Genomic DNA, 25,262 nt, shown 5'->3' with positions numbered 1-25,262 from the left:
GCATGGGGCGGCCCGACGGGATCCCTTAACGCGGGGGTTCCGCCGCCATCAGCTGGGACATGCGGGCGCGCTCGCTCTGCCCAGGTGGGTGAGGCGAAAGCCGCATAACAGAGACGCTACTGGGGCCAAGGAGCACCCGATGGGGCGACGACGTCAGTCGCATACGAAGCTGAGGACGAGGACGGATCGTGCCTACCGGGCATGCTCACATCTCCCCACGCCTCGCGCATCAGACGCGTTCAGGACTCTCATTCTTAACGTAAACGGGCTTCGCGTTGACTTCGTAGTAGTCGAGCCACCGGTTACGCACTGACTCATCCTCTACATCTCGCCCCACGAACACGTATCCGTCACCACTGTGGGTCTCGATCGCGCTCCAGCCGCCGCTGGCGTCAGCGAACCCCTGTGTCAGTTCACTCCACGTGGGGCTGAGGTGTCGCGTGTCCGCTTGGTGCTTTTGCTTGATCAGCTCGCCAGTCAGTGCGCAGTGCACAGCGGGCATCCCCGCGGAGAAGTCCGCGTCTCTGCGACGGAGGCGCCCCTCTTCGAGCGCGAATGCCAGGGCGCTCTTGACGTTTGCAGCCTCGCTCGGCTGATCGATTACGTGCCAGTAGCTCCAGTCGCGATCGCTTCCGTCGATACGAGTTGCGATAATCGCGCGCTGATCCCGCCCTACCGCCTCCTTGCCCGGAAGCCTCCACGTCTCCTCGATGTAGAAGTAGTCAACTCCGGGCCCGATCTTCTCTTCAGCATCCGAGTGCAGGCTCAACACCTCACGGAGAAGCTGATCGTGCGGTCCGGCTGGAATCCGCGTTCGCAGCTCGTAGGCGCGCAGGATGTTGTCGCGGATGTAGTCCTTTGCTGCCGTACGGCTGCGGAACCTCATGGACGGAGTTACGAATGGGTACGCCATCGGTGTCTCACTTCACTGCTCGGAGGTGGGAGCCTTTGAGCCCGGCCCCTCGTGGTGGTTCTACTTCGAAACGCAGCGCGAACTCTGCCTCGTTCAGAGCCACGACCTGAGCAAGCTCGTCGAATGAGTAACCGTGGTCCATGAGGTGAACTTGGATCAACGACGAGATGACAGTCGGGTGGTCGTGCGGAACTTCCACCGGCTCGGACTTCCGCCAGCCCTTCTGTGACATTGACACCATCAGACTCCTGTAGCGCGTGTCGTCAATCATCGAAAGATCTCGAGCGCGGCGAACGAGGGCGCTCATTGCAACACGCCAGACCACTTTGAGTTGCGCCGCGCGAGCGAGCGTCATGCCCCTGAGGTCGGCTCGGATCTCTGCCGCGGGCATCAGGAACTCCGCGGCGAACTCGTCGGCCTCGCGTTCCGCCTCATCGGTCGTGACAAGGACGGAGTGCATGACGAGGTGCCCGAGCTCGTGGGCGAGGGTGAACCGTTCGCGATCCGCGGGAAGCGCGCCATTCATGATGATGAGAGCGGGATATGTGCCGACGTTGTCAAGACTGATAGCTGCGATCCGTGGCGACTCCAGGTTGCTTCGCACCACGATGATCCCGGCGAGTTCCAGCGCGGCAGCCATGTCCCGAACTGGTCCCATCGGCACGCGCCACAGCGCACGCACTGCGCGCGCAACCTCAGCCGGCGTGCCGTACTCCTCGACATCAAGGGAAGGCACAACGTATTGCGTATCTATCTCGATCGAGCTCAGAAGTCTGTTCAAACGCATTCGCGTCAGATTCACCTGAGCTTGAATCTTCCGAAGAGTCGTCTGCGGAAGCGCCTGTTGCTTTCGGTGATAGAAGGCGGCACTCCCAAAGCCGTATATCGGATCGGTCCAGCTGAACGCATCAGTGGGGTATTCGAGCGCATCCGCCAGCTTCTGAAGCCTGCCCTCATCAATCATGGCCAATCCGTTCTCCATCTTGGAGAGGGTCGGCTGAGGGATGCCGGACAGCTTTGCAAGCTGCGCGCCGCTGAGCCCACGTGATTCGCGCAGAAGAGTCAACATCTGCGGATTCATCTTCCTATCCTTCGACTTCCTCGAGCGCTGCAGGGCGCGTGCTGCGAACCGAGGGCCCCTGAGGCGAATCGACGCGAACACGAACAACGGATGTCGTGCTGTCGTCGCTGAGATCGATCCGCCAGATGACTCGGCCGTTGTACGTGCACGCGATCGCGAGCACGTCCAGCCCGATCCCAAGCTCGTCAGGAAGGTATCCGGCGACGACATATGTGGCGGCGGTCCCATCCAGAACGACCTGCTGAAGTTCGAACTCCAACCGCTGCTCAGTCGGGATACCCGAAGTACCGAGCTTGCGACTACGGAACTTCTTGAAGCGGAGGATCAAGCGACCGTCATCGAACGAAACGACCAACATTTGACCCTTGCGCACGCACGGAATACCTACTGCCTCGAAGTACGCCTCGGCGTGCAGCGTGATCCGGTCGTACACGACGTTCGCTCGCGAAGTAGCGCGTGTGGTCGCTAGCTTGGGCGCCGCGAGGACTGACTCATGCCAGTCGGACCAGCCCTGCTCCAGAAACCGACGAAGTGCGCTCATGTGCGGAGCAAGAATGGCCTCGGCGTCCTGCTGAGAAAGGAGTTCATCGATCACAAGGTTCAGTCTGAGGTATAAATTACAAGCTGTCAACTATTCGAGAATTATTCTGTCTGACCGACGAGATCGGCATATCTTTTCGCTCATTGAGCAGGTCAACCCAGGGGTCAGTACATGGGATTCGCCTCGCACTCGCGCTGGCCAGGGCGCGGGGCCTTTCAAGTTGTCTCTGGCCGCGTCGCCTGCGGACATCTGGCCGAAGAATCCGAGAAGCTAGGCGTGTGTCGACAATGAAGCATCCCCCGCTGCCCGAGAGCGTAGTGACCGCGATTGCAGACGCTCTGGGAGATACCAGCCAAGGACTGTCCGGCTCGGAAATCGGAAGACTGCTGGCGCAACTTGGGTTTCAGGATCCGGGCAACGACATGACGAAGCGCCACCGCTTCGGAGTGGCGTTGATCAATCAGCAGGGTAGGGACGACGCTAGTAACTGCGTCATTCGCTTCGTCTCCGAAGCGATGGCGATCGGCCGCCATCAAGGACACCGAGAACGGTTCGAGGAGTATTTGCCGGAGTTTGGGTTATGTCGTGGATACTTCAGGGCATGGCTCAGAGCTAGATCCGATCCACCGCCGACGCCCACACCCACGCTTCACGCCGCTCACCGTCTGCCGTCTCCCACTGAAGCTTCACTGCACGGGTCGTCCATGCAACTGCGCGGCCTTCTAAGCGGGCGACTGGCTCTGGGTAACGCACCCACGCTCGCACGCGAACGGGCCTGTCAGCTCTAGTAACAGGATCGTTCTCAATGTCTAGCTCGGCGTCAGTGAGAGTGACGGGTTTCGGCCTCAGCAGCATCTCGGTGATGCGACGCTTCATCTGCGCATCGATCTTGTCCGCGTACCTACGGTTCGTACCCATGGCCGGATGGTACTCGAAGATAGGTTCGAACTACTCTAGCTGTTCTCTCATGTAGTCGCGCTCCGTCTTCAACACGGGCGCGCTAGTCGGTGCGAGGTTCTCCATCCGTAAGCGATTCGCGCGCTTAGGTCGTCGGGAGGGAGCAGCGCCGTACCCGAAGAAGAACAACATCAGGGCGAACCACCCCATAACCAGGAGGACGATCCAGCCGAACTCAAGGAAGAAGGAGTCAGGAATGACGAGGGGATCGGTAATCTCCGACGTGGGTCGCGGCTTCGGACCCTCAATGATCCCGCGCACCATCGACACGATGATCACCACCAAGAACCCAACGGCCGACAGTCCCGCCATGATACGTGCCGCCCACTTTGCCACCAGTCGATCCGGTGTCGGCTTCCCCCACTGCTCGTCGAACTCGTAGACCTTGAGATCCGCGACCATGTTGGTCCACTTGAGGTCCGGTTTCCCATCCGTCAGGAATCGATACCGCTTTGCTATGCGACTGCGAACCAAGCTCGGCGCTAGCGTCACAACGCCGTCAGGGCTCCACGAGAAGCGGGCGGACTCGATGTTGCCCTCAGTGCTTCCGTCTAACTCTGCAACGATCGGCACATTGAGCTTGAACTCCAACGGCTTACCGTCGAACGACTCAGGTCGGATGTCCTTCTTCCCCACCCCCCAGACGTAGAAGTCGACAACATACGGGTTCGCAACCTCTCGGTCGCCGGCATGGATTGAGAGGCCTGTCTTTAGTCGGCCTATGCCCTCGGCCTTTTGGCTCGCACTGTGAATGTCAGTCCAAAGCTCATACTCGCCAACGTCGTCCCTGCGGAAGTAGTCAACGACTAGCTGGCCGCCTACGCCGAGCGCTGCACCAATCACCAGGATCATCAGCTGCTCACCGATGCGAGAGCCGAACCAGTAAGTCTCAAGCTGGGGATCGGCAACGTGCAATATCAGCTCGATCACGGATTCCAGCGGCATGACGTGAACACTAGCGGTGAGTGTGGCTCCCATCATCGCGCCGTACCCAAAGCTAGGGTGATCCCGTGTCCGAGCGCCCGCCGTCTGAACCCGAGCCGACAACCTCTGAAGGTCGCTGGTATAGATGGCCAGCTAACTGGGGGCGTAGTGAACACTTCTGGCGGGACGTCTCATCTCAGTTTGTCGCTGGCATCCTTATCGTTTTCGTTACGTGGCTAGCAGCGGTCGCGCTTGGGTACCTCCAGCAACCAGAGTTCGTTCATGGACTCGGCAACGTGGCGCTAGTAATCGCGCTTATCGGGATCATCGTCTCGCTGCCGCTTCAGATTCCCCTACTGATTCGCTATCGGAAAGCGAAGGATGAGCGGTGGAAGATCTGGGCGTATGCGTGTGTGTTCGACGTGATCGCCATCGCCGTTCTGGTTGGGAACATCATCCTGACGTGGGAGTATCGGCCGTAAAGATCTCACGCTAAGTAGTCCCTCCATTTGAACGTACCGCTCAGGAGGACTTTGACATGAGCAGGGCGTTCAACGAATTGATAAGGGTTGCTGTTGTGTATTCCCGGTCATGTTCACTTGAGCACGTACTGCGCATTCAGTGAGCATGTCGGGCGTTGACGACACTCAAGAGGCCGCACGTCAGCCACCACCGCCGTGGATGCGTTACGTACACCCTCGCGAAGGCTCTCGACATGTTGGCCGCTGCTGGCCTCAACAATGAGGAGCGGCTTCGGAAGCGCGCTGAGCGCCTCGCCAAGTCCGCTGAGCCCAGCGCGATTGAGCAAGCTCAGGCGGCAGACGCAATATTCGTGGTCGTGAACGGCAGATGAGCTCCGTTCGGCAACTGTCCGAGGATGATAAGCGGGTGCTTGAGAAGTTGAGCAGGCATGTCGACGACCCGACTGGAAAGGCCACTGCCCGGAGTCTCGCGAGACTCGCCAAGTGGAACATCAAGCTCCGTCGCGACCGCGGGTAGTCCGCTCCGCGTGCTTCGAGCCGCAAGAAGCCTACGGAGCCGTATGCCGGTTCACCGCGCCGGATGCCGCCGCCAAGCGGATCGCTAGGACGTGGCCGGCTTGTCGCTAAGTGACGACACGTCGAATCGCTCCCGCTCGTGCATCTGGATTGCGCAGAATCGCCCGCTGCTCACGAGGCCGATCAGGCAGGGTGCATCGGCAGACACCTCCTCGTCCTGCAGGGGTATCAGGAGAGCAACGTCGCCATCGACTTGCTCCAAAGAAAGGACGATTCGACCGAGATACTCGTCCGACTTCATTTCATGTCTACGCAACGCAGCGTCAGAGTTCCGGCAGAGAACCGCAGCCGTCGTCGGATTAAGCGCGATCGCATATTCGACAGGTTGGTGCGAGCGAGCTGACGCCTCGACCATTTCGTCGATTAGCCGGCACACGGGCGGGTTAGCGAGATCTTCCGGCATGAGATGGCGCAGAGACTCAGCGCGGTTGAATTTGCTGAGCCCGAGCCGGGGGAACAACCACTCATAAATCTCATCCGTCGCGCCGTGGTGCCACGAGTCATCAACGAGTCCGACGTACACAGGAGAGCCCATGAAATCGGGGAAGTATTCGTCTGCCGGAGAGGCTCCCCACCCGATGAACGGCTCGCGCGCGAGGTCAGTGAACTGGTGAAGTGTCGCGTCGATAGCGGCCTCCTGGCCCTCTCCGGCGTCGCGAACAAGCCATGTGTGGGTGCTGGTCCCGTAGCCGGACCGCGACACCAGCAACCACTGCTCGCCATATCGCTCAAGGAGTAGCCTGCCGACGGCGTACGAAGTGACAGAGCAACTCCCGTGGGGGAAGTTCCGCAACCAGTCATTGTCCGACCGACCCGGGTACTGCCGAAGCTGCGCCGTCACTTCGGTGACTGCTTCACGCCACCGTTCCAGTTCGCTCATCGTGGCCACCTTAGAACCGAACCACCGGTCGAACGTCGACGGCGGGCGTCAGAGTGAGCTGAATCTCCTCTACCGGCAGCGACGGGGGGAGGCCCGCAGATAAGAGACTGCGCGACGACGGTAGTGCGACGGAGCGAAGTGTCGAGCTCGCGGTAGTGCGCTTAGTTGAGAATGAACCATGGCATCCAAGTCCAAGCGACACAAACTGCGGAACACGCGACGCCGGCGCGCCACCGGCGGCCGACCTGTGCAAGTGAGTTCAGACCCATATGCGCGACTGGTCGTCGATTCGATGGCCGGGATGTCGGGCCTGCTTGACGATCTGAATCCTGGGGAAGTTGGCTTCGATGCCCGAGTCGATGCAGTGTTTGCGGAGCGCGTCCGCGCTCTCGCCGAGTTGGTCCAGGAGTTCGATCCGTCCCGACTCACCGAGGTTGGTCGACTCGCATATCTGCCGATCGGACCAGCGGGCGAAACTCCCATACGACCAGAAGGCGGGCTGGCTCAACTGGAGTTGCTGATCCTTGCGGCCGTGGCGGGCCAGGGCAATCACAGCAGCACGCTGGCGCGTGACGCGGAGCCCGAGCCGCAAGCGATGAGCGAGGCTGTCAGCAAAGCCTGGCCGCTGATCGACGCGATCATCCACCTCGGACAGCTGCGAACGCTCGTTTCGTTGGATCCCGACGATCCACTCGCGCTGATCTCGTTTAGCGTTCAGGGGTCCGAGATGACCATGCGGAACTCCTCATATCCGGACGTCGCTCAGACGACGGTCGGCAGTCTGCTCGACGGCTCTCCGGCGGTACATGCAGAACTGGAAGCGCAGCTCGGGTTTGACGCGAGCGACGCTCTAAAGGTGCTAACCGCATGTCACGAGATCCAGATGGAAAAGATGAACAAGCGCGGCGAGAAGCTCGCTGCGTCGTCGTCGGCGTTTGTCGCGGGCGAGGGGCTCGACTTATCGAATGGGTCAACACGGGACGCAATGGCTGCCTTCTTCGCACTCTTCGAGCCTCCGTCCGGTGACGTCACCGTCACTGTCGATGAGCTGGCTGACAAGACGGAAATCGCCGGCGATCGCGTCGCGAGAATTATCCAGCGCTTCAGATTAGATATGTCCGGAGCGACCGCTCTCGAGGCGATCGACCGCTTCGTCCGCGGCGACAATCCATGGCGGCTGACACCACTGCTCGGAACCCCTGACGGTCGCTTCATGCAGCTGCACGACGCCCACGTCGCAACCGCCGTAAAGGAATCCCTCGAAGACCACCTCAAGTCGACCCCAGTGTGGAACGCATACTCGAAGCACCGAGGCGACCTACTCGAGAACCGTGTACGCGAAGCGATTGAACGCGCTTTTCCTGGAGGAGTGCTTCGCAACGGCTTCGAGTTCTTCGTACCCGCCAACGAAGCCGAGGCACTGAAGGCAGACCCCAACGCATACACAAAACGAGTGGAGTGTGACCACCTACTGCTCGTCGACGATGTCGCCGTGGTCATCGAAGACAAGGCGATTGCGTTCAGTCAGCTGTCGAAGGCAGGAAAGCTCGCCCGTCAACGGACCGACCTGACCGGCATCATTCGAAAGGCCGCAGACCAGGCCGGCCGCGTTCGGGACGCAATCGATCGCGACGGGGGACTCCGCATCGAAGGCGAAGGCTGGCTGGATCTGCGCCGTATTCGCGAGACGCACACGATCGCCGTGAGCCTGGACGACATCTCCACCGTTCTAACAGCGACAGCCGACCTCGTCGAGGCCGGGCTTATCGGCACGGACAACATCCCCTGGACGGTATCTCTGCACGACCTCGAACTCATCGTCGACCTGGTCGACCGACCCGCTGAGCTACTTCTCTATCTGCGCCGGCGACGAGACCCCGCGACAACAGTGATGTACAGCGCGCCTGATGAACTCGATCTCTTCCTCTACTTCTTCGAGTCGGGCCTTTGGGTCGAGCCCGACCCAGAGCTGGTCCGAAAGGCCTTCCCATTCATGCCCCCACCAAGCCCCGGAGAACTCCGCCGCTTCAGGGAGCAAGAGGGAGGATTCATCACCAGCCGAACAGATCGACTTGATCGCTGGCACTACACCCGACACTCGGACGACCCGTCCCCGAAACCCTCCATGCCCTCCTCATCGGCGGGCGCCCTTGCCGATGAACTCCAGCGGCGCGGCGTCTTCGCGTGGCTGAGCATCGGCGCCACCCTCATTTCCGGCAGTACAGCCGCCCAAGAGCAGTTCGCCCGGAACGGTGCCGACCTTCTCAACCAGCCTGACCCGCTAGGTCGTGGGCGCAGTATGACAGTGCCAATCACAGCTTCTGTCGATCCGCGAGACGGATGGCTATTGGTCTGGGCGACCAAACCGCGCTCTCAACCACGCGACGAATGGATCGCTAGCCTCCGGCGGTATTTGCAAGCAAAGAAGCACCAGCTCAACATTCCTCGAGCTGCCGCGTTCCTCTACGACGAAAGCACCCGAAACCTTCTCGACGTCGTCTACGAGGGCTACCTCGAGACCCTAGCCTCAGACCTGGCCGCCTCGCTGGCGCGCCTACGTCCCGCATCCGATTTGCAGAGCCGCCTGCCTCCAGCCGCGAAGACCAAGCGGAACCGGCGACACCACCCATAGCCGACTGGCTTGCGAACCGCCCGCAAGCCGGTCGTTCATCAGATCACGCAAGGACGTCGCGAGGGAGCCTGAGGTAGTCTCCCGCTACGTCCGAATAGCCCGGCCGAGTACCTGCCCGCTGAGGCATCGCCAATCGTACGCCGCTAGATCCCGATCCCGCGGCCCGCATTCGGCGCCACAACAACCGGCCCGGTCGCCATCGCCGCCAAGTCCGGGCCCGTTCCGCGCGCTGCAACTCGGCGTGAGCCGCACGCACGGCATCCTGCATCGTCAGCTCCGGCGTGCCGCGCTGCATCGACTCGGCGAGACACTCGCGGGCGACGGCATCCGTCCGCGCAACCACGATCGCGACATTGTGCACCCGCCCGCGTGTGAGGCCGACGTACAGGCCCGCCGCGTTCACATCTGGCCCGACTACGGAGGCATCAACGGTGTCGCCTTGCACGCCATGTACCGTCGACGCGTAGGCGAGCTGCAGGTGCTCCCGCGCATACTCGGCAGACACTCGCCGCAACTCGCCGCTGTCGCCAACCGACACAAGATCGATGAACTCCTCGCGGATGCCGCGCACGATCCATCGCGCGCGATTCTCGACGCCTGTGAGCCGGTCGTTGCGGCGGGTTTGGACGGTGTCACCGACGAGGATGCGTTGCTCCCCCATTCCCCACGCGAGCGCGCCTGGATCTAGCTCGCCGCGATCGACTCGCCGCTGCTGAATCGCGTCGTTGATGGCATCGGCTTCAGCGTTGGTACCGGAGACCAGCGTCACCCGCTTGCCCCGCACGTGCCACTCGAAGTACGCGTCGATCATCCGCTCACGGCCTGCATCGTGATGATCGACCCGCTCGACGTGACCGCGTTCCGCAAGCTCGCCTGCAACCTCCAGCGCATGCTCGCGATCACTCGCGTTGCGGAGCCGCAGCCTCAGCGCCGCGTACTCGGGATCACGGAACCGATGCACCGTGTCGAGCTCAACTGCTGCATTCGCGTGTCGGACCGCTGAACCCATCGCACCGGAATGTCCGACCGGCAGCGCCTGGTGCGGGTCACCGACGAACGCGAGCCCAACGCCCTGTTCGATCGCAAGGTCGGCGAGGACGTTCGCAGTCTGCAGATCGACCATGCCCGCTTCATCGACCACGATCCGATCGCGAGAACGCAACACGTACTGCGCCGGCCCGCCATATGCGACACCCGTGTCGGGATCGACCTGCCCCACCCGCAGTCGTGTCCACACCTTCACACCGGCATGATCGGCAACCCACCGGTAGCCGTGGTCTGCGAGCAGTGCATGAATACTGGATGCGGCAGCTCCGACCTCGCGAGACGCCACCGTCGCCGCTTTCCGAGTCGGCGCGATGACGAGCATCCGCCGCCGTTGCGCCCGGAGCGCTGCGAGAGCAACACGCAGCATCGTCGTCTTGCCTGTGCCAGCGGGGCCGGTGACCGTCACGAGCCCATCAGTCCCGGCGATAGCGCACGCCGCAACGCCCTGCGAAGTATCCAGCATCGAGATGTCTTCGTTGGGAGCGAACCGATGCAACTCGTTCGGCAGGAGTGAGCGCCCTGGTCGGGCGAGCGCATCAAGGCGTCCGGCGAGGCGCACCTTCGCGCGCACTGTCTCGGTCGCCATGAGGGCCTTCACGTGCGCGGGCGGAATCTCCGCAACGAGCCGATAGACGGCCTTCGCGGCGCGCGTCATGATCTCGACGATCACGTCGTCGAGCTGGTTGCGCTCCGCAACGATGCCCGTCCGCGAGAGTGCACGTATTGCGCCGGCGCGCATGTCGAAGGTGCTGAACCGCCCGCCACATGACGTGGACCGTTCGTCCGCATCGGCGATCGCCCTAGCAGCGAGCAGATCCAGATCGAGGGCGTGCAGGTCTGATGAAGCGACTGCAATCGATGCACGCGCGGTGATCAGGCTTGGATCAATCGCCGCGATCTCATCGCGGACGCGCGACTCCCAGGATACTTCGTCGAGGTGGGCCGGCTTGTTCGGTCGCGCTATCGCCCAAGCACGCCGGTCGATCTGATGCAGCACCTGCGCGCTCGGCGCCGAGCCCCCGTGCGCCGCCGACCACTCCGCAATCAGGCGCGCGCGGTTCGCCTCGATCTGACCCGACCGGCGCGAGAGCGGGCGGACGGCACCGGCGAGTTCGGCGATCTCGCCCGAGTCGTCGAGTCTGTAACCGTGGCGCGCAAGAGCGGTGATCCAGGCGCGGTCTGTGCGGGCGGCGAGCTCCCCCTCGGCATTGACGACGGTGTGCAGCTTCATCACGACACGCGAGTCGAGGTTCGACCACTTGCCGTCCGCGCCGAGCACCTTGATGTTCAGCCAGAGGTGGCGGTGAATGTGCGGGTCGAGCGCCCGGGATCGGCGGTGCTGCAGCTCGACAACCTCGACGCGCGTGATCTCCTCGCGCACGAGCCCACCATGCCCGCGCCGCGCGTTGAGCTCGGTCTGCCAGGTGAGCAGGATGCGCTCACGCAGCCGGTCTTGCAGCGCTTCGAACTCCGCAGCGAGTTCCGGATGGAGCAGCGCGGCGATGCTGTACGACTTCGGGTGGTTGAGCGTCCCGTCGAGCACTAGGTCCGCGTCAGGGCTCAGCCGCTGGTGGCCCCGTTCCTCCCCCGTGACCGGGTCATGCCCGGTGAGCCAGACACGAAGTCCGCCAGCCGTGAGTTGGTCAGTCGTGATGACGCCGTTGTCGACGATGAACCGGGAGACGGTTGAATCGGATGTTGCGCCATACGCCTCGAGCGCTTCGGCGCCCGTCGGGTAGGGCACGTGAGCATCGCATATGCCCTCGAGAGCGTACGAGATCGCGTGCCGAACCCCGCGGGATTCGGCACCCCTTTTCCATCGCTCCAGACCTCCGCGCATGGCGCCAGAGTAGGCTAGTTTTTCCGGGTTATCCAGGGATTTTTCTGGGTTGCAGGTAACTGTAGCGAAGTGGTTTCAAAGGGCGTCGTTCACCGTGGGTGCCTGCGTGCATTGCACTTTGTCGGGCGTCAACTTGAGCTTGGTCTGCTGGCTGAGGCGACGGAGGAGGTGGCACGGCTAGATAATCGGGCGGTCATCTCTGCCATACGCTCCGTGGGCGCTGTGATTCGGAAGCGCATGGGAAGCAGTGGCCGATCCTCCGCTGGTCAATCACCGCGGCGGATTCTCGACTGCGCGCTTCTGCGCGTCGAGGGGAGCACCAAGCAATCGGATCGCCTCAGAACGCACCGCCCGTTCGAGGATGTCAGCCACGACCACAAGGTGCTGAGGTTCGAAAGATCCGGAGCCGTGCGACAAGGTGTTCCGTGCTCTCGTGAGCGCGGTGTGAAGCGGAAGCGTTCCCTTGCCGGTTTCTTCCTTCCGAACGGCCCTGATCAGTTCGCTTTGCGCGAGTTCTTCCGACACCTCGTGCGGCAGTCGCTTAAGTAGGTCAGCCAGCGCAGCGTCGAGGCCCTGCAGCGCCTCCCGACGGAGATTCTTGCTGATGAACGCGAAGTCCGCCTTGTCCAACACCTCCCGGGCTCGCGAGATCACGCCCTCCCGCTTTGTCCCGAACTGCTCTTTATCCGTCTCATGCTTGGCGCGGTTTTCAAAGCCGTGTGACCCCTCAAGCGCCTGCAGTAGAAGGAGGAACCTCGAGCGGGGGTGTTGGTCGGCCACGGTCGCCATCGCACCGTAGGTCTCAAAAAGGGGATGCCTGGCGGCGACCTGCCGCAGCCAGGCGTCCAGTAGGTCTAGCAGGCTCAGGTTGTCTCTTGCGAGACTGACGGACGAACGAATCTCCTCGACGGCGGCGCGTTGAATTGACAGGTAGGTGTGTAATGTCCCAGCCGAACACCTGATCACGGTGCGAACGGGGCGCACCTCCGCGACCACGGCGAGAAGGTACCGAACCTCACGTGGGGCACCTGTCAGAAGCGAGATGAGCTGGCGGGGAGGGCGAACCCGCTCAAGCCACCACGCAACAACCGTAAGCGGCTCTTCTGAGCTGAGACGCAGGACAGGACCGAATGCCATCCTGAACTCATACCCGTCAAGCGCGCGCACGGTGTAGTCGTAGCTGAATGTCATCGACTGCCCGTGGGCGCTCCAGGCGAACTTCCCGTCCTTCTCGACGGTGGCTTGCCAGACTGGCTCGTCACCCGCCTTCATCGGCATCTTGACGTGAGAAATCGGCGCGAACCCCACAACCGACTCCAGCCCCTCGATCTGAAGCTCGATGCAGGCGCATCTTCGGTGTTCCGAGGTGTCGAAGGCATCGAGCGAGAGGGCGGCGAAGGCTCCTACTGCTCGGCCGTTTCCGGGAAAGCTGTAGTTGAGCTCGCCATTCATTAGCGCCACGTGAGCACCGCTTGACAGTCGGCCCGTGAGGACGTCAAAGTCGTGGCGCTGCGGAAACGATGCGACGCCCGTCAAACCCTCGGACACCCACTCGATCGGCAGGTCGCCGTACAAAATGCCGGTTGGGTACTTGCCCTGCTCGACAGTGAGGAGCCCCGGGATTCCAGCATGGCTTCCGTTGCGATCGGGCACCTGCCATGTGATGAGATACTCGCCGGCCTCAAACGGAAGCTTGACTGCTGCTGCCTCTTTGGCAGGCTTCATTGCGCTGCTCCGTCATCCGGGTGAAAACGATGATCCGCTGAAGGGCGGTGAGAAGCATCTGCGGCGATCGCCGCTACTGCACCGAAGCCCAACAGATCGTGAGTTGCCGGCTCATCTGTTGACCAAACCTGGTGGGACGAGGTCATAGATTCCACTTCCCCGGCGCCGCACGCTCGTAGTCTTCGATGCCGATGGCCCTGAAGTGCTCCTTCGCCGACTTGATCTTGGCCAGTTCAGCCGGGCGCAGTTTCGAGTCGTCGAGTGTGCTCTTCGTCTCGCGGATCATGTAGATCCGGTCCTCGCCGTCCTCGTGTTTGATGATCGCCCAGTCTGGGTTGTACGGCCCGACGGGCGTGTCGATCTTGAATTTGGCGGGTAGTTTCATGAAGAGCTTGATGTCTTCGCGACCGTCGAGCAGTTCGGCGAATTGGCGCTCGACATCGGAGTCGTAGACGACGTAGTCGAAGTCGGACTTCTGAGTGTTCTTCACCTCGTACATTTGGTCGAGGAAGCGGTCCTTCTCCTCAAGCCCGTCCTTTTGAAGCTCTCGGAGCTCGTATACCGAGCCGGCGATCTTCTCATACTGCACACCGTCGACAACGAGCTTGGCGAGTTCTGTCTGGATAGCACGCTTGGCCATGGCGATGTAGTCATTCGGGTTGCCGATGAAGTCGTCCAGCCGGCCGCTTTCGATGAGGATGTCGACGATGGTCTTGCGCGTCAGCGAAGTGGCTTCCTGCAGTTCCGCAATGATGTCGGGAAGGTCGTAACTCCCCTTCAATTCAGCAGAACGACTGCCTAGTTCTTCACCCTTAGCACCGCCGCGAAGCACCTTGACTCCTGCACGCGTGACCTGGATGCGGAGCGGGTCAACCTTCGGGGCAGACCGGATCGCGTCGACTGCCTTCTCGACGATCTTGTCGCGGGAGACCGTCACCCTGTAGGTCGTGCGGCGACTGATCGCGTGCCAGAAGTCGTCGAACTCGAGAGTTTTGTAGATCTCTTTGTTGAGCTTGCGCGGGTGACGCTTGCTCGCTGGCCTCACGTAGGTACCGATGTGTGCTCGCGCAATCAACGCGGTGATCTCCGGTTCATAGTCGACGAAGATCACGGGCAGATTCAGGCTGAAGTCGATCGTGTTCGGCTGGAACTTGGCGGTCACCTTGCCGTCGACGATGAACTTCTCCCGCGTCAGGTGCTCGAAGACGGATGCAGAGCGCTCGAACCCGAAAAGCTCGTCTGTGAGCTGACCGCTTGGGTCTTGCAGCGGGATTTTGGAGAACTCGCTCCGTCGCACTTCGCCGATCTCGACGCCCGCGGACTTGTACTCATTCTGGAGGCTCTTGGCGAAGGCAGTGTAGGACTCGTTCGCTACCACGGTGAGTGTCGCGATTCCGCGATCGGGGACGCGCACATAGCCATCGTCAGACTTGGCAACTGGAAGACGAAGGCCACGCCCGAGGGTCTGGCGACGTTCGGTCTCGGCACCCATCTCGCGGAGGGTACAAATCTGGAAGACGTTCGGGTTGTCCCACCCTTCGCGAAGGGCAGAGTGGCTGAAGATGAAGCGCACATCCTCGGCTTCGTCGAGAAGCCGTTCCTTGTCCTGCATGATCAGTTCGTAGGCGTCATCGTCGGCCTTGGTGGTACCGGAGCTGTCCTGCATGACAGAGGTCTTGCCGCGCTTGATCTGCGAGAAGTAGGCCTTGCGGAGCGCGCTCGGCTCCTGCGGCAGTAGTTCCCGATAGCGAGGGAGCTTGCCACGTTCCTCTATGAAGACCTCGTCGAACCATCGTGCGAAATCACCGTTGGCATCGTCGTTGGTGGCACCGTCGCCCATGTAGCTGGCGACCTTGTCCACGAAGAACAGGCTCAGCACCTTGATGCGACGCGGACGCAACATGGACTCCTTGCGCAGGTGCTCACGAATGGTTTCACGGATCATCTCCTTGTAGATGGCCGCAGTGGAGCTACCGATACTCTCGCCCTGCTCGAGGAAGCCATGGAGAGTGAGGTCGACGTAGGCCGGCTCGATGCTCATCTCATTTATGCGCCAGCCCTCGTAGATTGGGTTGTTGGTGATGCGCGGATCAGACAATTCCTGGTGCTGGCGCACGCTTATGACACGGCGTTCGAGGCTCCCGCCGGCCTTTCGACACGACAATTCCAGCCGAGCAGTCCACGCTGGCTCCCGCCGAACTTCGATCAGTTTGATGTATGGAGCTGCATCAGCACCTTGTTGCCGCACGTCCGCGACCACGATCTGCTTGACGAGCCCCAAGTCGTGCGCGTCGACCGGGTCGAGCCGGTATGCGACGTTGCGCTGCTTCTTGTGCGTGGCGCTATATCGGAGCGTGAAGACAGGGTTGAGTTCGCCCACCGCTGACTGCGAGAGGAGCGACTCCATGTTCTGCGGCTCGTCCATGATCACGACAGGATGCGTCGCCTTGAGGTAGTCGAGCGGGCGCAGGCCGTTGAGCTTGTCTTTAGTCTGGTGGATGATGCGCGTGTTTGCGGTGCCACGAATCGCATCGATCGTCATCACGAGGATCTGGATGTTTGTCGCCGTCGCGAACGACTGCAGGTCCTCGGCGTTCTTTCCGCTATACACCGAGAAGTCGAAGGGCTGCCCCGGATAGAGACCGCTGAAATGATCGCGCATGAGACGGACGCTGGTCCCGACGCCTTCGCGGATGGCCACGCTCGGCACCAGAATGATGAACTTCGTGAAGTTGTAGTTCTTCGCGAGCTCGAAGATTGTGCGCAGGTAGACGTAGGTCTTTCCGGTTCCCGTCTCCATCTCGATGTCGAAGTCGAGAGCTGCGTCGTACAGCTTGCCCGCGACCTCCAGACCGTTCCGGTCCTGGACGCGCTGCAGGTTCGACAACACCGTGTCACGTTCGAGGACGAGGTTGTTCCCCAACGCCCCGATCTCCTGCGTCACGTCGAGGTCGAGCGTCGCCTGATCGGTATCGTCAAACGCTGCGTGACCGCGAAGCGTCAGCAGCAGCTTCTCGGCGTCCTTCGGCTGCCCGTCAAGGAGGTCCACAACGGCGCTAACCGCATCGAGCTGATAAGGCTGGCTTGGGTCGAACTGAAATCCTGAACCGCTCATTACGCCGTCCAGAGCTCCACGTTCTTCGACTTCGCCAGCTGGACGAGGTTCGTCTTCAGCTCATCGTCGCCGTGGAATGCGTCATCTAGGATCACTAGCTTCGTCGGCTGACGCTCCAGGACGGCGCGAAGCTGCTCGATTGAGGGCTTCACATGTTCGTTCAGATAAGCGAGCACGGCCGCATCACCGTCAGCGTCCAGCACGGCGCGGAGATGCAATCCATCGATTTCGATCGTCGCGATCCGTTCAGTCAGCGAGTAACCCTGCTTGAGCAGAATTTCGGTAAGTAGGTCATCAGCAGTTGCATCGTCAGCACTGCTACTGTCCCGAAGATCGAGGAGATGTTGCTCCAGGGCGTTCGCGTTCGTGTCGCTGGCGACGCGCCACTTGGAGAAGCTGGTGTCAGCTAGCTTGTAGGACCTAAACCCGGTGTCGAACGATGCTTGTCGACTTCCAAGCTGTTGGCGCATCTCTGCAACGGCCCGATCACCCGCAAGGTCGATCCGCTTCCTCGCTATTTTCGAAAGAGTGGCATAACCCGCTCGCCGCGCGTCGGAGTCTTCGGGTGTCGGCTCTGGTAGCTGTACCTGAATGTGGCGACGGTTGCCACCGTCCTCGGCGTTGAGATGCATAACGGCATGTGCCGTAGTGCCAGAACCCGCAAAGAAGTCGAGAACGATGTCCCCCGCGACGGGGGTGGTTCCGAGCGCAATGATCGTCTTTAGCAACTCCACGGGCTTGGTGTAGTCGAATGCCGCGAACTCGAAGAGGCTGCTGATGCCTTTCCTCGCGTTATCGTTTGAGTACTTGTTGTCGAGCAGATCCAGCGTGGTGAAGGCCTTCGTCCGATCTTGCAATACGACCTCGTACTCGCCTCCTATCTCTTTGATTGTCGCGTTCTGATATGTCTTGGTGTAAATGCGGGAGCCATTTCGGCCGTCCTTGATCACTACGAACCCATTCGCTAGACCAAACTCCACTAGTCGGCGCGACCACCTCCACCTGAACCCGTCCTTCGGGTTTCGCTCTACTCGTTCTTTGTGCTCGGACTCCGTCACCCCGCCGGGAAAGAAGATTCGGCCGTCCGCCTCAATTGGGAAGTCGAGTGAGCGCACGTAGCCCAACGTGTTGTAGTCCAGGGTTTGGTTCAGCTTGTACTTACCCCGCTCCTGCTCGAACTCGTCCGAGAATCGAAACCCATCATCAGTGTGCGAGAAGCGGTTGAGACGCACCCCCGCGCCACGCGCGAATGCAAGGACATAGTCGTGATTGAAGGCGATGAGGTCGCCACTCTTTCCTGCGCGCTTCGTTACACGCGGAAAGCACGCCAATAGATTGTCGCTGCCGAATACTTCCTTGCCGAGACGCGTCAAGTTCTCCACCTCATGATCATCGATCGACATGAAGATGACGCCATCGTCGCTCAGCAAGTTCCTCGCCAGCTTGAGCCGCGGATACATCATGTTGAGCCAGTTCGAGTGAAAACGGCCCTCTGTTTCGGCGTTCGTCGTGACCTTCTTGCCCTCCTCGTTGACCTGTCGAGTCCACTCGAGATACGTGTCGAGCCCCTCCTTGAAGTTGTCCGGGTAGATGAAGTCCTTTCCCGTGTTGTATGGGGGATCGATGTAGATCAGCTTGACCCTATTGTGATAGTGCTTCTGTAGGATCTTCAGCACTTCGAGGTTGTCCCCCTCGATGAACACGTTCTTGGTGGTGTCCCAATCCTTTGCATTCTCGAAGTCAGGGCGCAGCGTCGCCGTGGTTGGTTCCTGCGCGGCTCGTAGCGCTCGCTTCTTGCCCGGCCAGATCAAGCCGAAGCGTTCGGTCGGATCGGCGGCGTCCGTCGACAGCAACTCCTGGAGCTTCGCGACGTCGATCTTTCCGTCGGCGATAGCCTCCGGAATTAGATCAGCAAGCTGGGCTGCCAAGTCACTCTGGAAGTTCGGCGTGGTTGACGGTATCTCGCGGACGTCATCGGACATGTATTTGTCTCTCTGTCAACGTTTGGCTGGTTCTCTGTTGCGCGACTGCTCAGGCGGTGATCCGCCAGCGGATCGTGAATAGGTGCTCTGTACTCTGGACGCCCTTGAGGGACTGTTCGACGAGGTCCAGGTACTTGTCCGCTTCGTCGCGGAGCTTGCGCCGCAGGTCACGGAAGTCATCGTCGGCATCCTCGGCCTTCTGCTCCCAGCGCCGGGCTTCCTTCTTGAGCCGCAGTTGCTCGATTGGGTCATCGGCCCGGCCCGCTGTCCTCCGGGCTTCCTTCTCCTTCGCCCGATACTCGCGGATCTTGCCTTCGTGCTCTGCCTTTCGGTCTTGCTGGTTGCGGTAGATCAGCTCCTCCTGCTGGTCGTAGTAGCGGGAGTTGCGTCCCTGTACCTCCTTCTCAAGCTCCGTTTGCCGCGCTTCAAGGTAGGGCGTTAACTGGGACGTGCCGATAGCAACATCGCTGTGGCCGACGAGCACACATGCCAGATCGAGAATGTCGCTCGCATACTCATCATCGAGCCACTTACCGACATCGGTGATCGCGCCGGCCAGCAAGTAACTCTCCGAGACGTCCTCGTCTCGGGCCTTCATCGTGTAGGTCACGACGTTGACGGTCAGCACGCCGGAGGCTCCTTCGAGTGCCTTCACCGCGCTCGTCGCGCGCTCCGATGCGCCCAGCGAGAAAGTGAGCTCCCGTGGTGGGGTGTCCCGCGCCTTCGCCTCGCCCACGACGTGTTGCGCCAACGGACTGCCGTAACGGTACTGGTGGGCGTTCTCCAGCGGTTGGCTCTTGAAATAGTAGCGACCTGTCGGCGCATCCGCGACGGGCGTCGAGTGTAGTACGAAGGTGCGCCCATCCCCCTCAAACGTCGCGAGATCAATTAGTTCGTGGCGCGTGACCCCGAGCAGGAGGCGCTCGAACTTATTGAGCACCTCTCCCGACTGAGCGTCATACGCCTTCAGCCTGTCCTGGACGTGTGGGTCGAGGTTGTCGAATACTTTCGCCTTCGCGCTGGCCATCTCGGCTGAAATGACCTCTGCGTACTGTTCGTCGAGATCCTTGAATGCTCTGTCGATCTGCGCGTCTGTCCGGCTCGAGTTGAGGATGTCGCTGATGCGCTTCTCGAAGTCGAGTCCGTCCTCGATGGCCCCGAGCACCTCGTCTGACGCGCCAAAGACGCTGGAGAAGAGTTTGAACTTGTTGGTCAGGAGTTCGAGAATCCGCTGCTCAGCCAGGTTGCCCTTGTTAGAGAAATTGGCTACCACGACGTCGTACTTCTGGCCAAAGCGATGCACACGTCCGATGCGCTGCTCGACCCGTTGAGGGTTCCATGGCAAGTCGTAGTTGACGAGCATCGAGCAGAATTGCAGATTTATACCTTCGGCAGCTGCCTCGGTCGCGATCATGATCGTGCCGCGGTCGCGGAAGTAGTCGACCAACGCCTTTCGGCGATCCGCAGCCGGGATTCCCGTGATGAGGTCGCCATCCTTATTGGCATTGACCCACTCTCGATAGATGGTGGTCTGCTCAGGACTGTCATTGGCGCCGTTGAACAGAACGATGCCATCTCCTTTGCCCGCGTCCCGGAGTGCCTGCGCGATGTACTCCTGCGTCTTCGTTGAATCCGTGAAGATGATCGCCTTCTCTGGAGCTCCCAGCTCGCGTAGGCGCCCGAACCCACGTTCAATCGCGTCAGAGAGCATCCTCGCCTTCTCGTTGACCTTGATAGACCGGGCAAGAGCGGCGTACTCGCGAAGCTCGTCCACTTCATGGCGCATTGCCTCGGCAATTTCAGACCGCAGCGTGCCGACGCTCCGCGTACTCGGGCCAAAGGAACGCTCGGCGGCCTCGGTCTCTTCAACTTCCTCCTGCTCCTCATCGGTGAGGTCATCGCCTTCGAAATCGACCGTCCAGCGCCGGCCCGTGCCGTCGCGCACCACACCGTCACGAATCTCGCGCTCGAGACGGGCAGCGATCCGTTCCAGCGTGCTCGCCACGGCGTACGTTGATGAGCCCAGACGTTTGCGGATGATGAGCGCGGATAGGTGCCGCTGACTACCTGTAAACGCGAACAGCTCGTCGCGCTGGAGGTAGTCGTTGACGACATCGTAGAGACGGCGCTCGTCGATGCTCGGGGTGAACTCGACCGTCAACGGCATCCGCTTGGTGAAGTGAATGTACTTGTCAGCCTCGCGCCGAAGTGTGCGCTTGGCGATGTTGGCGACACGTTGCGCAAGGTCATCACCATTACCAAGGTCGAGGCCCCTGATGTAGCGCTCGCGGAACGCGTCGAGCGAATAGAAGAAGCCAGGATAGAAAACCGACACCAGACCGTACAGTTCCTCGAGCTTGTTCTGCAGCGGCGTCGCCGTGAGAAGCACGGTCTTGTGTGCACCGCTGACGATGTGGCTGACCGCCTCAGCCGTTTTCCCCTTACCCGTCCAATGATTGCGGAGTCGATGCGCCTCGTCGGCGACGATCAAGTCCCACGCGCGCAAAAGTGACTGCTCATGACGCTGCGCGAACTCATACGAGCAGATCAGCACTTCGACCTGGCGCCCCGCGCCACGCGCAAGGAGGGAGTCCTTCGACTTGGGATCTAGGATGCTGGCTGTGATGAGGAACTTCTCGTAGAGCTCCTGCTTCCACTGCTGCCGCAGACTCGATGGCGTGACGATGAGGATGTTCCGCTTGCGCTCCGCCCAGTACTGGGTGATCACGATACCGGCCTCGATTGTCTTTCCGAGACCAACCTCGTCAGCGAGGATCACCCCCGGCAGGAAGGGCGTCTGAAGCGCAAACAATGCAGCGTCGATCTGGTGTGGTTTCGGCTCGACCTGCGCGTCGAAGAGCAGGCCGGCGAGCTTGCCAACGTGGTCATTCGCATACGAACGCTGCAGTTCGTGCGCGTAGTACTTCGCCTGGTACGGCGTCAACTCACTCATGGGATCCGAGCGCATAAGGATGACAGCTGTCGAAGCGGCATCTGACAAGGAGGCGGAACCGACTGTCGGGGTCTGGACAGATCCTGGTCGATCGTGACTTTAATGCCGAGCGGGTCATCAGCGATCCTCCCTTCAGCAAACCTGATCCGCCTCCAAGGTCTCCTCGAAGAGCGCGGCTGACCACCGTTCCTCCTCACCACGCACCGGGTCGCCCCGACCCCAGGTTCCCCAGTGATCAGGCACCATCATCACGAACATAGCCGTTACCTGGCGGATGATGACGCCAGGCAACTTCAGAAGTCATCGTGTCGTAGTCAGTGAATAAGGTGAGACACGTACTGGCTGCGTTCCCTCTCCAAAAGGAGCTAAGAAGCATGGCGGACGAGCACGTCTATAGCGTGGCGGGTAGCAAGGCAACACCTGCCGAGCCGATCGACCTTGCTGCTGCGGGCCTTCGCGAACGAAGCGACCTCCAGGAGTGGGTGCTCGCGCAACCTGAGATCTTGGGCGACGGCGTCAAGATCGTGAGCTTCGAGTTCGATCGCTGGGAGACAAGCCGAGGGGATCGCCAGCTCAACCGACTTGACGTTCTCGGCCTCGACACCACGGGACGCCTCGTGCTCGCGGAACTCAAGCGGGATCGAGCTCCGGAATCGATTCAGCTTCAGGCAATCAACTACGCCGCTCTTGTCTCACGGTTCACCGAGAGCGATGTGGTGCGTTCCTACCTGCGCCATCGCCGTCGAAGCGAACCTGGGTTGACAGAGGAAGCAGCGCGGGAGGAGCTTACCGACCATGCTGGTGAGCTCGATCCTGAAGTCCTCCGTCAGCCAAAGATCGTGCTCGTCTCGGGATCGTTCGCTCCCGTGACAACAGCGACAGTCGTCTGGCTTGTCGACCAGGGATTGGACATCACTCTGCAGCGCGTTCAGGCGTACCGCATAGCGAGCGGTGAACTGATCGTGACGGTCTCGCAGCTCTTCCCCGTCCAGGACGTAGAGGAGTTCATGGTGTCGCCGATGAGGGCTGAGGCACGCGCAGTGAGGGAGCGTCAATCGGGCAGCCGCGAGAAGTCGACCGTCCTCCGGCTGGTGGACAGCCGCGCTCTTCCTGACGGCACTTCGTTGACGCTCGTACCGACCACCGAACTGACGGCGGAGCATAGAGCGCAGATTGTCGACTGGATTGCTGAGGATCCGAAGCGAGGTCAAGCGACGTGGATCAACGATCGTTCCAAGCCGCTGCAATGGGCAGCCGATGGTGGCAGGTATCGACCGACACCGATTATTCGCTCGGTCGTTCAGGAAGCAACTGGTATCGACCGCGGCTTTGCCGGGCCCAGGTGGTGGCAGACCGAGGACGGTCGAACGCTTCCGGATATCGCTGGAGCACCTTCGGGCAATTTCGACTGGTCGGCGCTCCACGATCTGCTCCCACTCATCCCCCGGGGCAAGTGGGTCACCTACGGCGACCTCGCCTTCACAATCGGCACCGCCGCTCAACCGTTGGGCGGACACGTCGCCACCTGCACGGTGTGCGCGAACGCTCATAGAATCCTCGGGAGCGACGGAAAGCCCAGCGCGCACTTCGCCTGGACCGATCCAGCACGCTTGGATTCACAGCAGGACGCGCTCGAGGCCGAGGGGATCACGTTCGTCGATGGACGAGCAAACCCCGAGCAGAGGCTAACCAGCGCGGAGCTCGAAAGTGAGTCCCAAGCGGCAAGGGCGTGAGCCGGTGCGGGCGGGACTCGGGGCTCGGCAGGTCGCCATTAGTTCATTCAGTCACGGATCCGACGGCATCGCGCGAGCTCACTGCCGACGACGGGCAGCCTGGTCATGTCGACGGTCAACGGCGGTCACCGATAGACCGTGCGCGCCTTGCCGGAGCTCGTGCATTATGTCATGACGCGCCGACTTCGGGCTCGGCCGACGTCGACGTCGGAATGTGTCCGCGTTCCGTGCGGAGCCGTCGGAGGCACTTGGTTTGCGCGGAAGGCCGAGTCACCCTGCACTTGACGGGCTCGTCGCTTGAATGAATGCAGCCGGGTGCGGCGTCGGCACTCGATTGCCACTCTTCGCCGACCTGACGTGCATCATCGATCGGAGCATGCTCGGCCTGATCTTCATCGCGCTTGTGGGGTGCCCTCTACCCTCACGCAGTTGACGACGTCTTCCGTCATCTATCCACATGTGTGATCGGCCGCGTTGACGGCACCCGACCAGTGTCCGAAACTGGGGCGAGGTACACCATCAGCCGGCATGAGCGGAGGTCGAGATGGGCTACATCACCCCGTACGAGACGGCGAAGGGCCGCCGCTACCGCGTGCGCTATCGCAAGCCGGATCGCAGCGAGGCGGAGAAGCGCGGCTTCACGACAATGCGCGAGGCGAAGCTGTACCTGTCTATGGTCACGGTGTCGAAGTCGAAGGGCGAGTACATCGACCCGTCGTCCTCCCGGGTTCCGGTCCGGATGTTCGCGGACAGCTGGTTGCGATCGAAGCAGCCTCCGATGTCGAAGCCCTCGTATTACATGACGCTCGAGCGGGCCTGGAACAACCACGTCGCGCCCGTCTGGGCCGACAGGGAGATCTCGTCGATCCGGCGTTCGGAAGTCCAGGATTGGGTGTCCGACCTCGCGACGCGGAAGTCGCGCACCGTCGTTCTCCGCGCGCTAGGGATTCTGGCCGGCATTCTCGACTTTGCGATCGATGATCGGCGCCTCGCAAGCAATCCGGCCCGCAACGTGCGCAATCTCCCTCGGCACGGGCCGGGCAAGCGCCGCATTTATCTTTCACATGACCAAGTGGCGACGCTGGCGGCGTGTTCGGCACATCCGACGCTCGTCCTCACACTCGCCTACTGCGGTCTGCGGTGGGGTGAGGCGACGGGGCTGCGGGTGCGCAGCGTGAACCGGCTGCGTCGGCGGTTCGTGATCGAGGAGAACGCGGTCATGATCGCCTACGAGATCCACGTCGGCACTCCCAAGACGCAGGAGCGGCGTTCGGTGCCCTACCCCGCGCGTCTCGCCCCGATGATCGAGCAAGCGTGTGCCGGCAAGGGTCCGGAGGGTCTGCTTTTCGGCGACGGAGTCAATCACATGCGCAACTCGGGCGACAAGGGATGGTTCGCGAATGCAGTCCGGCGCGGGCAGGAAATCGACCCATCGATTCCGCGGCTCACTCCGCACGACCTCCGCCACACCGCTGCGTCCCTCGCGATCAGTTCGGGAGCAAACGTGAAGGCCGTGCAGCGGATGCTCGGCCACGCGTCGGCCGCGATGACGCTCGACACCTACGCGGATCTCTTCGAGGACGATCTGGATGAAGTCGCAACGCGACTGAATGACCAGATGCCACTGGTGGCTTTGCCGTCGGGCCCGCAGACGCGGTACGCCCGACCACAACAATTGCAGTGACCGCGGAGAGCAGATTGCTCACTTTTTCGATGTGGCGCGACCCGCTCGAAATGCTCTATTTCAACGTTCTAGGACGCCGAACGAAGGGGATCGAAGTGGCTTGTCGGCGCGCCCAAATTTTGAGAAATGCGGGCAAAAAACGGGCAAAAACGCGATTCCTGTGGTCTGACCACGGAAGGAATTCCTGGTCAGAGGCA

14 protein-coding genes are annotated in these 25,262 nt (G+C 61.3%); 4 read left to right on the top strand and 10 right to left on the bottom strand.

What is annotated here, in order from left to right; translation table 11 throughout:
- Nucleotides 1-229 precede the first annotated feature (229 nt).
- The 4 genes from BM349_RS17745 to BM349_RS17730 all read right to left on the bottom strand — a co-directional run bounded on the left by BM349_RS17745 (nucleotide 230) and on the right by BM349_RS17730 (nucleotide 4,437).
- Complete coding sequence (locus BM349_RS17745) at nucleotides 230-913, bottom strand: DUF3223 domain-containing protein (protein ID WP_091708919.1); 684 nt, start codon at nucleotides 911-913, stop codon at nucleotides 230-232.
- Between the two features lie 7 nt (nucleotides 914-920).
- Nucleotides 921-1,994, bottom strand: coding sequence for an XRE family transcriptional regulator (locus BM349_RS17740; RefSeq protein WP_175525357.1), 1,074 nt, complete (start codon nucleotides 1,992-1,994; stop codon nucleotides 921-923).
- Between the two features lie 4 nt (nucleotides 1,995-1,998).
- Nucleotides 1,999-2,589: a hypothetical protein gene (locus BM349_RS18830; protein WP_175525356.1), complete on the bottom strand. Its 591-nt coding sequence runs from the start codon at nucleotides 2,587-2,589 to the stop codon at nucleotides 1,999-2,001.
- Between the two features lie 894 nt (nucleotides 2,590-3,483).
- Nucleotides 3,484-4,437 carry a hypothetical protein gene (locus tag BM349_RS17730; protein WP_091708914.1) on the bottom strand — a complete coding sequence of 318 codons (954 nt, stop codon included), beginning with the start codon at nucleotides 4,435-4,437 and terminating at the stop codon, nucleotides 3,484-3,486.
- A gap of 65 nt (nucleotides 4,438-4,502) precedes the next feature.
- On the opposite strand from BM349_RS17730, the gene BM349_RS18645 reads away from it, so the two are divergent.
- Nucleotides 4,503-4,898 (top strand): UbiA prenyltransferase family protein, encoded by a 396-nt coding sequence (locus tag BM349_RS18645; protein ID WP_139230979.1) that lies wholly within the window; start codon nucleotides 4,503-4,505, stop codon nucleotides 4,896-4,898.
- A 601-nt stretch (nucleotides 4,899-5,499) separates the two neighbouring features.
- On the opposite strand, the gene BM349_RS17720 is transcribed toward BM349_RS18645, so the two are convergent.
- Nucleotides 5,500-6,354 carry a hypothetical protein gene (locus BM349_RS17720; RefSeq protein WP_139230978.1) on the bottom strand — a complete coding sequence of 285 codons (855 nt, stop codon included), beginning with the start codon at nucleotides 6,352-6,354 and terminating at the stop codon, nucleotides 5,500-5,502.
- 178 nt (nucleotides 6,355-6,532) lie between these two features.
- On the opposite strand from BM349_RS17720, the gene BM349_RS17715 reads away from it, so the two are divergent.
- Nucleotides 6,533-8,986 carry a hypothetical protein gene (locus BM349_RS17715; RefSeq protein WP_217645695.1) on the top strand — a complete coding sequence of 818 codons (2,454 nt, stop codon included), beginning with the start codon at nucleotides 6,533-6,535 and terminating at the stop codon, nucleotides 8,984-8,986.
- Between the two features lie 43 nt (nucleotides 8,987-9,029).
- Here BM349_RS17715 and BM349_RS17710 read toward each other — a convergent pair whose 3' ends face one another.
- The 5 genes from BM349_RS17710 to BM349_RS17690 form a co-directional block, all read right to left on the bottom strand.
- Nucleotides 9,030-11,873: an AAA family ATPase gene (locus BM349_RS17710; protein ID WP_254773984.1), complete on the bottom strand. Its 2,844-nt coding sequence runs from the start codon at nucleotides 11,871-11,873 to the stop codon at nucleotides 9,030-9,032.
- 270 nt (nucleotides 11,874-12,143) lie between these two features.
- A complete protein-coding gene (locus BM349_RS17705) occupies nucleotides 12,144-13,598 on the bottom strand; it encodes an ApeA N-terminal domain 1-containing protein (protein WP_091708908.1) in 1,455 nt (484 codons plus the stop codon).
- 142 nt (nucleotides 13,599-13,740) lie between these two features.
- The gene (locus tag BM349_RS17700; RefSeq protein WP_091708905.1) at nucleotides 13,741-16,713 is read right to left on the bottom strand and encodes a restriction endonuclease; all 2,973 of its coding nucleotides are present in this window, start codon (nucleotides 16,711-16,713) and stop codon (nucleotides 13,741-13,743) included.
- Nucleotides 16,713-18,695 (bottom strand): site-specific DNA-methyltransferase, encoded by a 1,983-nt coding sequence (locus BM349_RS17695; RefSeq protein ID WP_091708902.1) that lies wholly within the window; start codon nucleotides 18,693-18,695, stop codon nucleotides 16,713-16,715. The genes BM349_RS17700 and BM349_RS17695 overlap by 1 nt, the downstream gene beginning before the upstream one ends.
- A 49-nt stretch (nucleotides 18,696-18,744) precedes the next feature.
- Nucleotides 18,745-21,648: an SNF2-related protein gene (locus BM349_RS17690; RefSeq protein ID WP_217645694.1), complete on the bottom strand. Its 2,904-nt coding sequence runs from the start codon at nucleotides 21,646-21,648 to the stop codon at nucleotides 18,745-18,747.
- 374 nt (nucleotides 21,649-22,022) lie between these two features.
- Between BM349_RS17690 and BM349_RS17685 the strand changes: the two genes are divergently transcribed.
- Nucleotides 22,023-23,381, top strand: a complete 1,359-nt coding sequence (locus tag BM349_RS17685; RefSeq protein ID WP_091708896.1) for an MGMT family protein — start codon at nucleotides 22,023-22,025, stop codon at nucleotides 23,379-23,381.
- Nucleotides 23,382-23,925: 544 nt separating this feature from the next.
- The gene (locus BM349_RS17680; protein WP_091708894.1) at nucleotides 23,926-25,065 is read left to right on the top strand and encodes a site-specific integrase; all 1,140 of its coding nucleotides are present in this window, start codon (nucleotides 23,926-23,928) and stop codon (nucleotides 25,063-25,065) included.
- Nucleotides 25,066-25,262 lie beyond the last annotated feature (197 nt).

Source organism: Microbacterium sp. cf046, from assembly GCF_900114345.1.
GTDB lineage: Bacteria > Actinomycetota > Actinomycetes > Actinomycetales > Microbacteriaceae > Microbacterium.
The sequence above is the reverse complement of the archived record's forward strand: the minus strand, read 5'-3'. Positions and strand labels throughout refer to the sequence as shown.

Bases quoted from the DNA above. Each gene is read 5' to 3' on its own strand.
- BM349_RS17720 (WP_139230978.1), bottom strand. From the start codon at position 6,354: ATGAGCGAACTGGAACGGTGGCGTGAAGCAGTCACCGAAGTGACGGCG.
- BM349_RS17740 (WP_175525357.1), bottom strand. From the start codon at position 1,994: ATGAATCCGCAGATGTTGACTCTTCTGCGCGAATCACGTGGGCTCAGC.
- BM349_RS17715 (WP_217645695.1), top strand. From the start codon at position 6,533: ATGGCATCCAAGTCCAAGCGACACAAACTGCGGAACACGCGACGCCGG.
- BM349_RS17710 (WP_254773984.1), bottom strand. From the start codon at position 11,873: ATGCGCGGAGGTCTGGAGCGATGGAAAAGGGGTGCCGAATCCCGCGGG.
- BM349_RS17745 (WP_091708919.1), bottom strand. From the start codon at position 913: ATGGCGTACCCATTCGTAACTCCGTCCATGAGGTTCCGCAGCCGTACG.
- BM349_RS17730 (WP_091708914.1), bottom strand. From the start codon at position 4,437: ATGCCGCTGGAATCCGTGATCGAGCTGATATTGCACGTTGCCGATCCC.
- BM349_RS17680 (WP_091708894.1), top strand. From the start codon at position 23,926: ATGGGCTACATCACCCCGTACGAGACGGCGAAGGGCCGCCGCTACCGC.
- BM349_RS17700 (WP_091708905.1), bottom strand. From the start codon at position 16,713: ATGAGCGGTTCAGGATTTCAGTTCGACCCAAGCCAGCCTTATCAGCTC.
- BM349_RS17695 (WP_091708902.1), bottom strand. From the start codon at position 18,695: ATGTCCGATGACGTCCGCGAGATACCGTCAACCACGCCGAACTTCCAG.
- BM349_RS17705 (WP_091708908.1), bottom strand. From the start codon at position 13,598: ATGAAGCCTGCCAAAGAGGCAGCAGCAGTCAAGCTTCCGTTTGAGGCC.
- BM349_RS17690 (WP_217645694.1), bottom strand. From the start codon at position 21,648: ATGAGTGAGTTGACGCCGTACCAGGCGAAGTACTACGCGCACGAACTG.
- BM349_RS17685 (WP_091708896.1), top strand. From the start codon at position 22,023: ATGGCGGACGAGCACGTCTATAGCGTGGCGGGTAGCAAGGCAACACCT.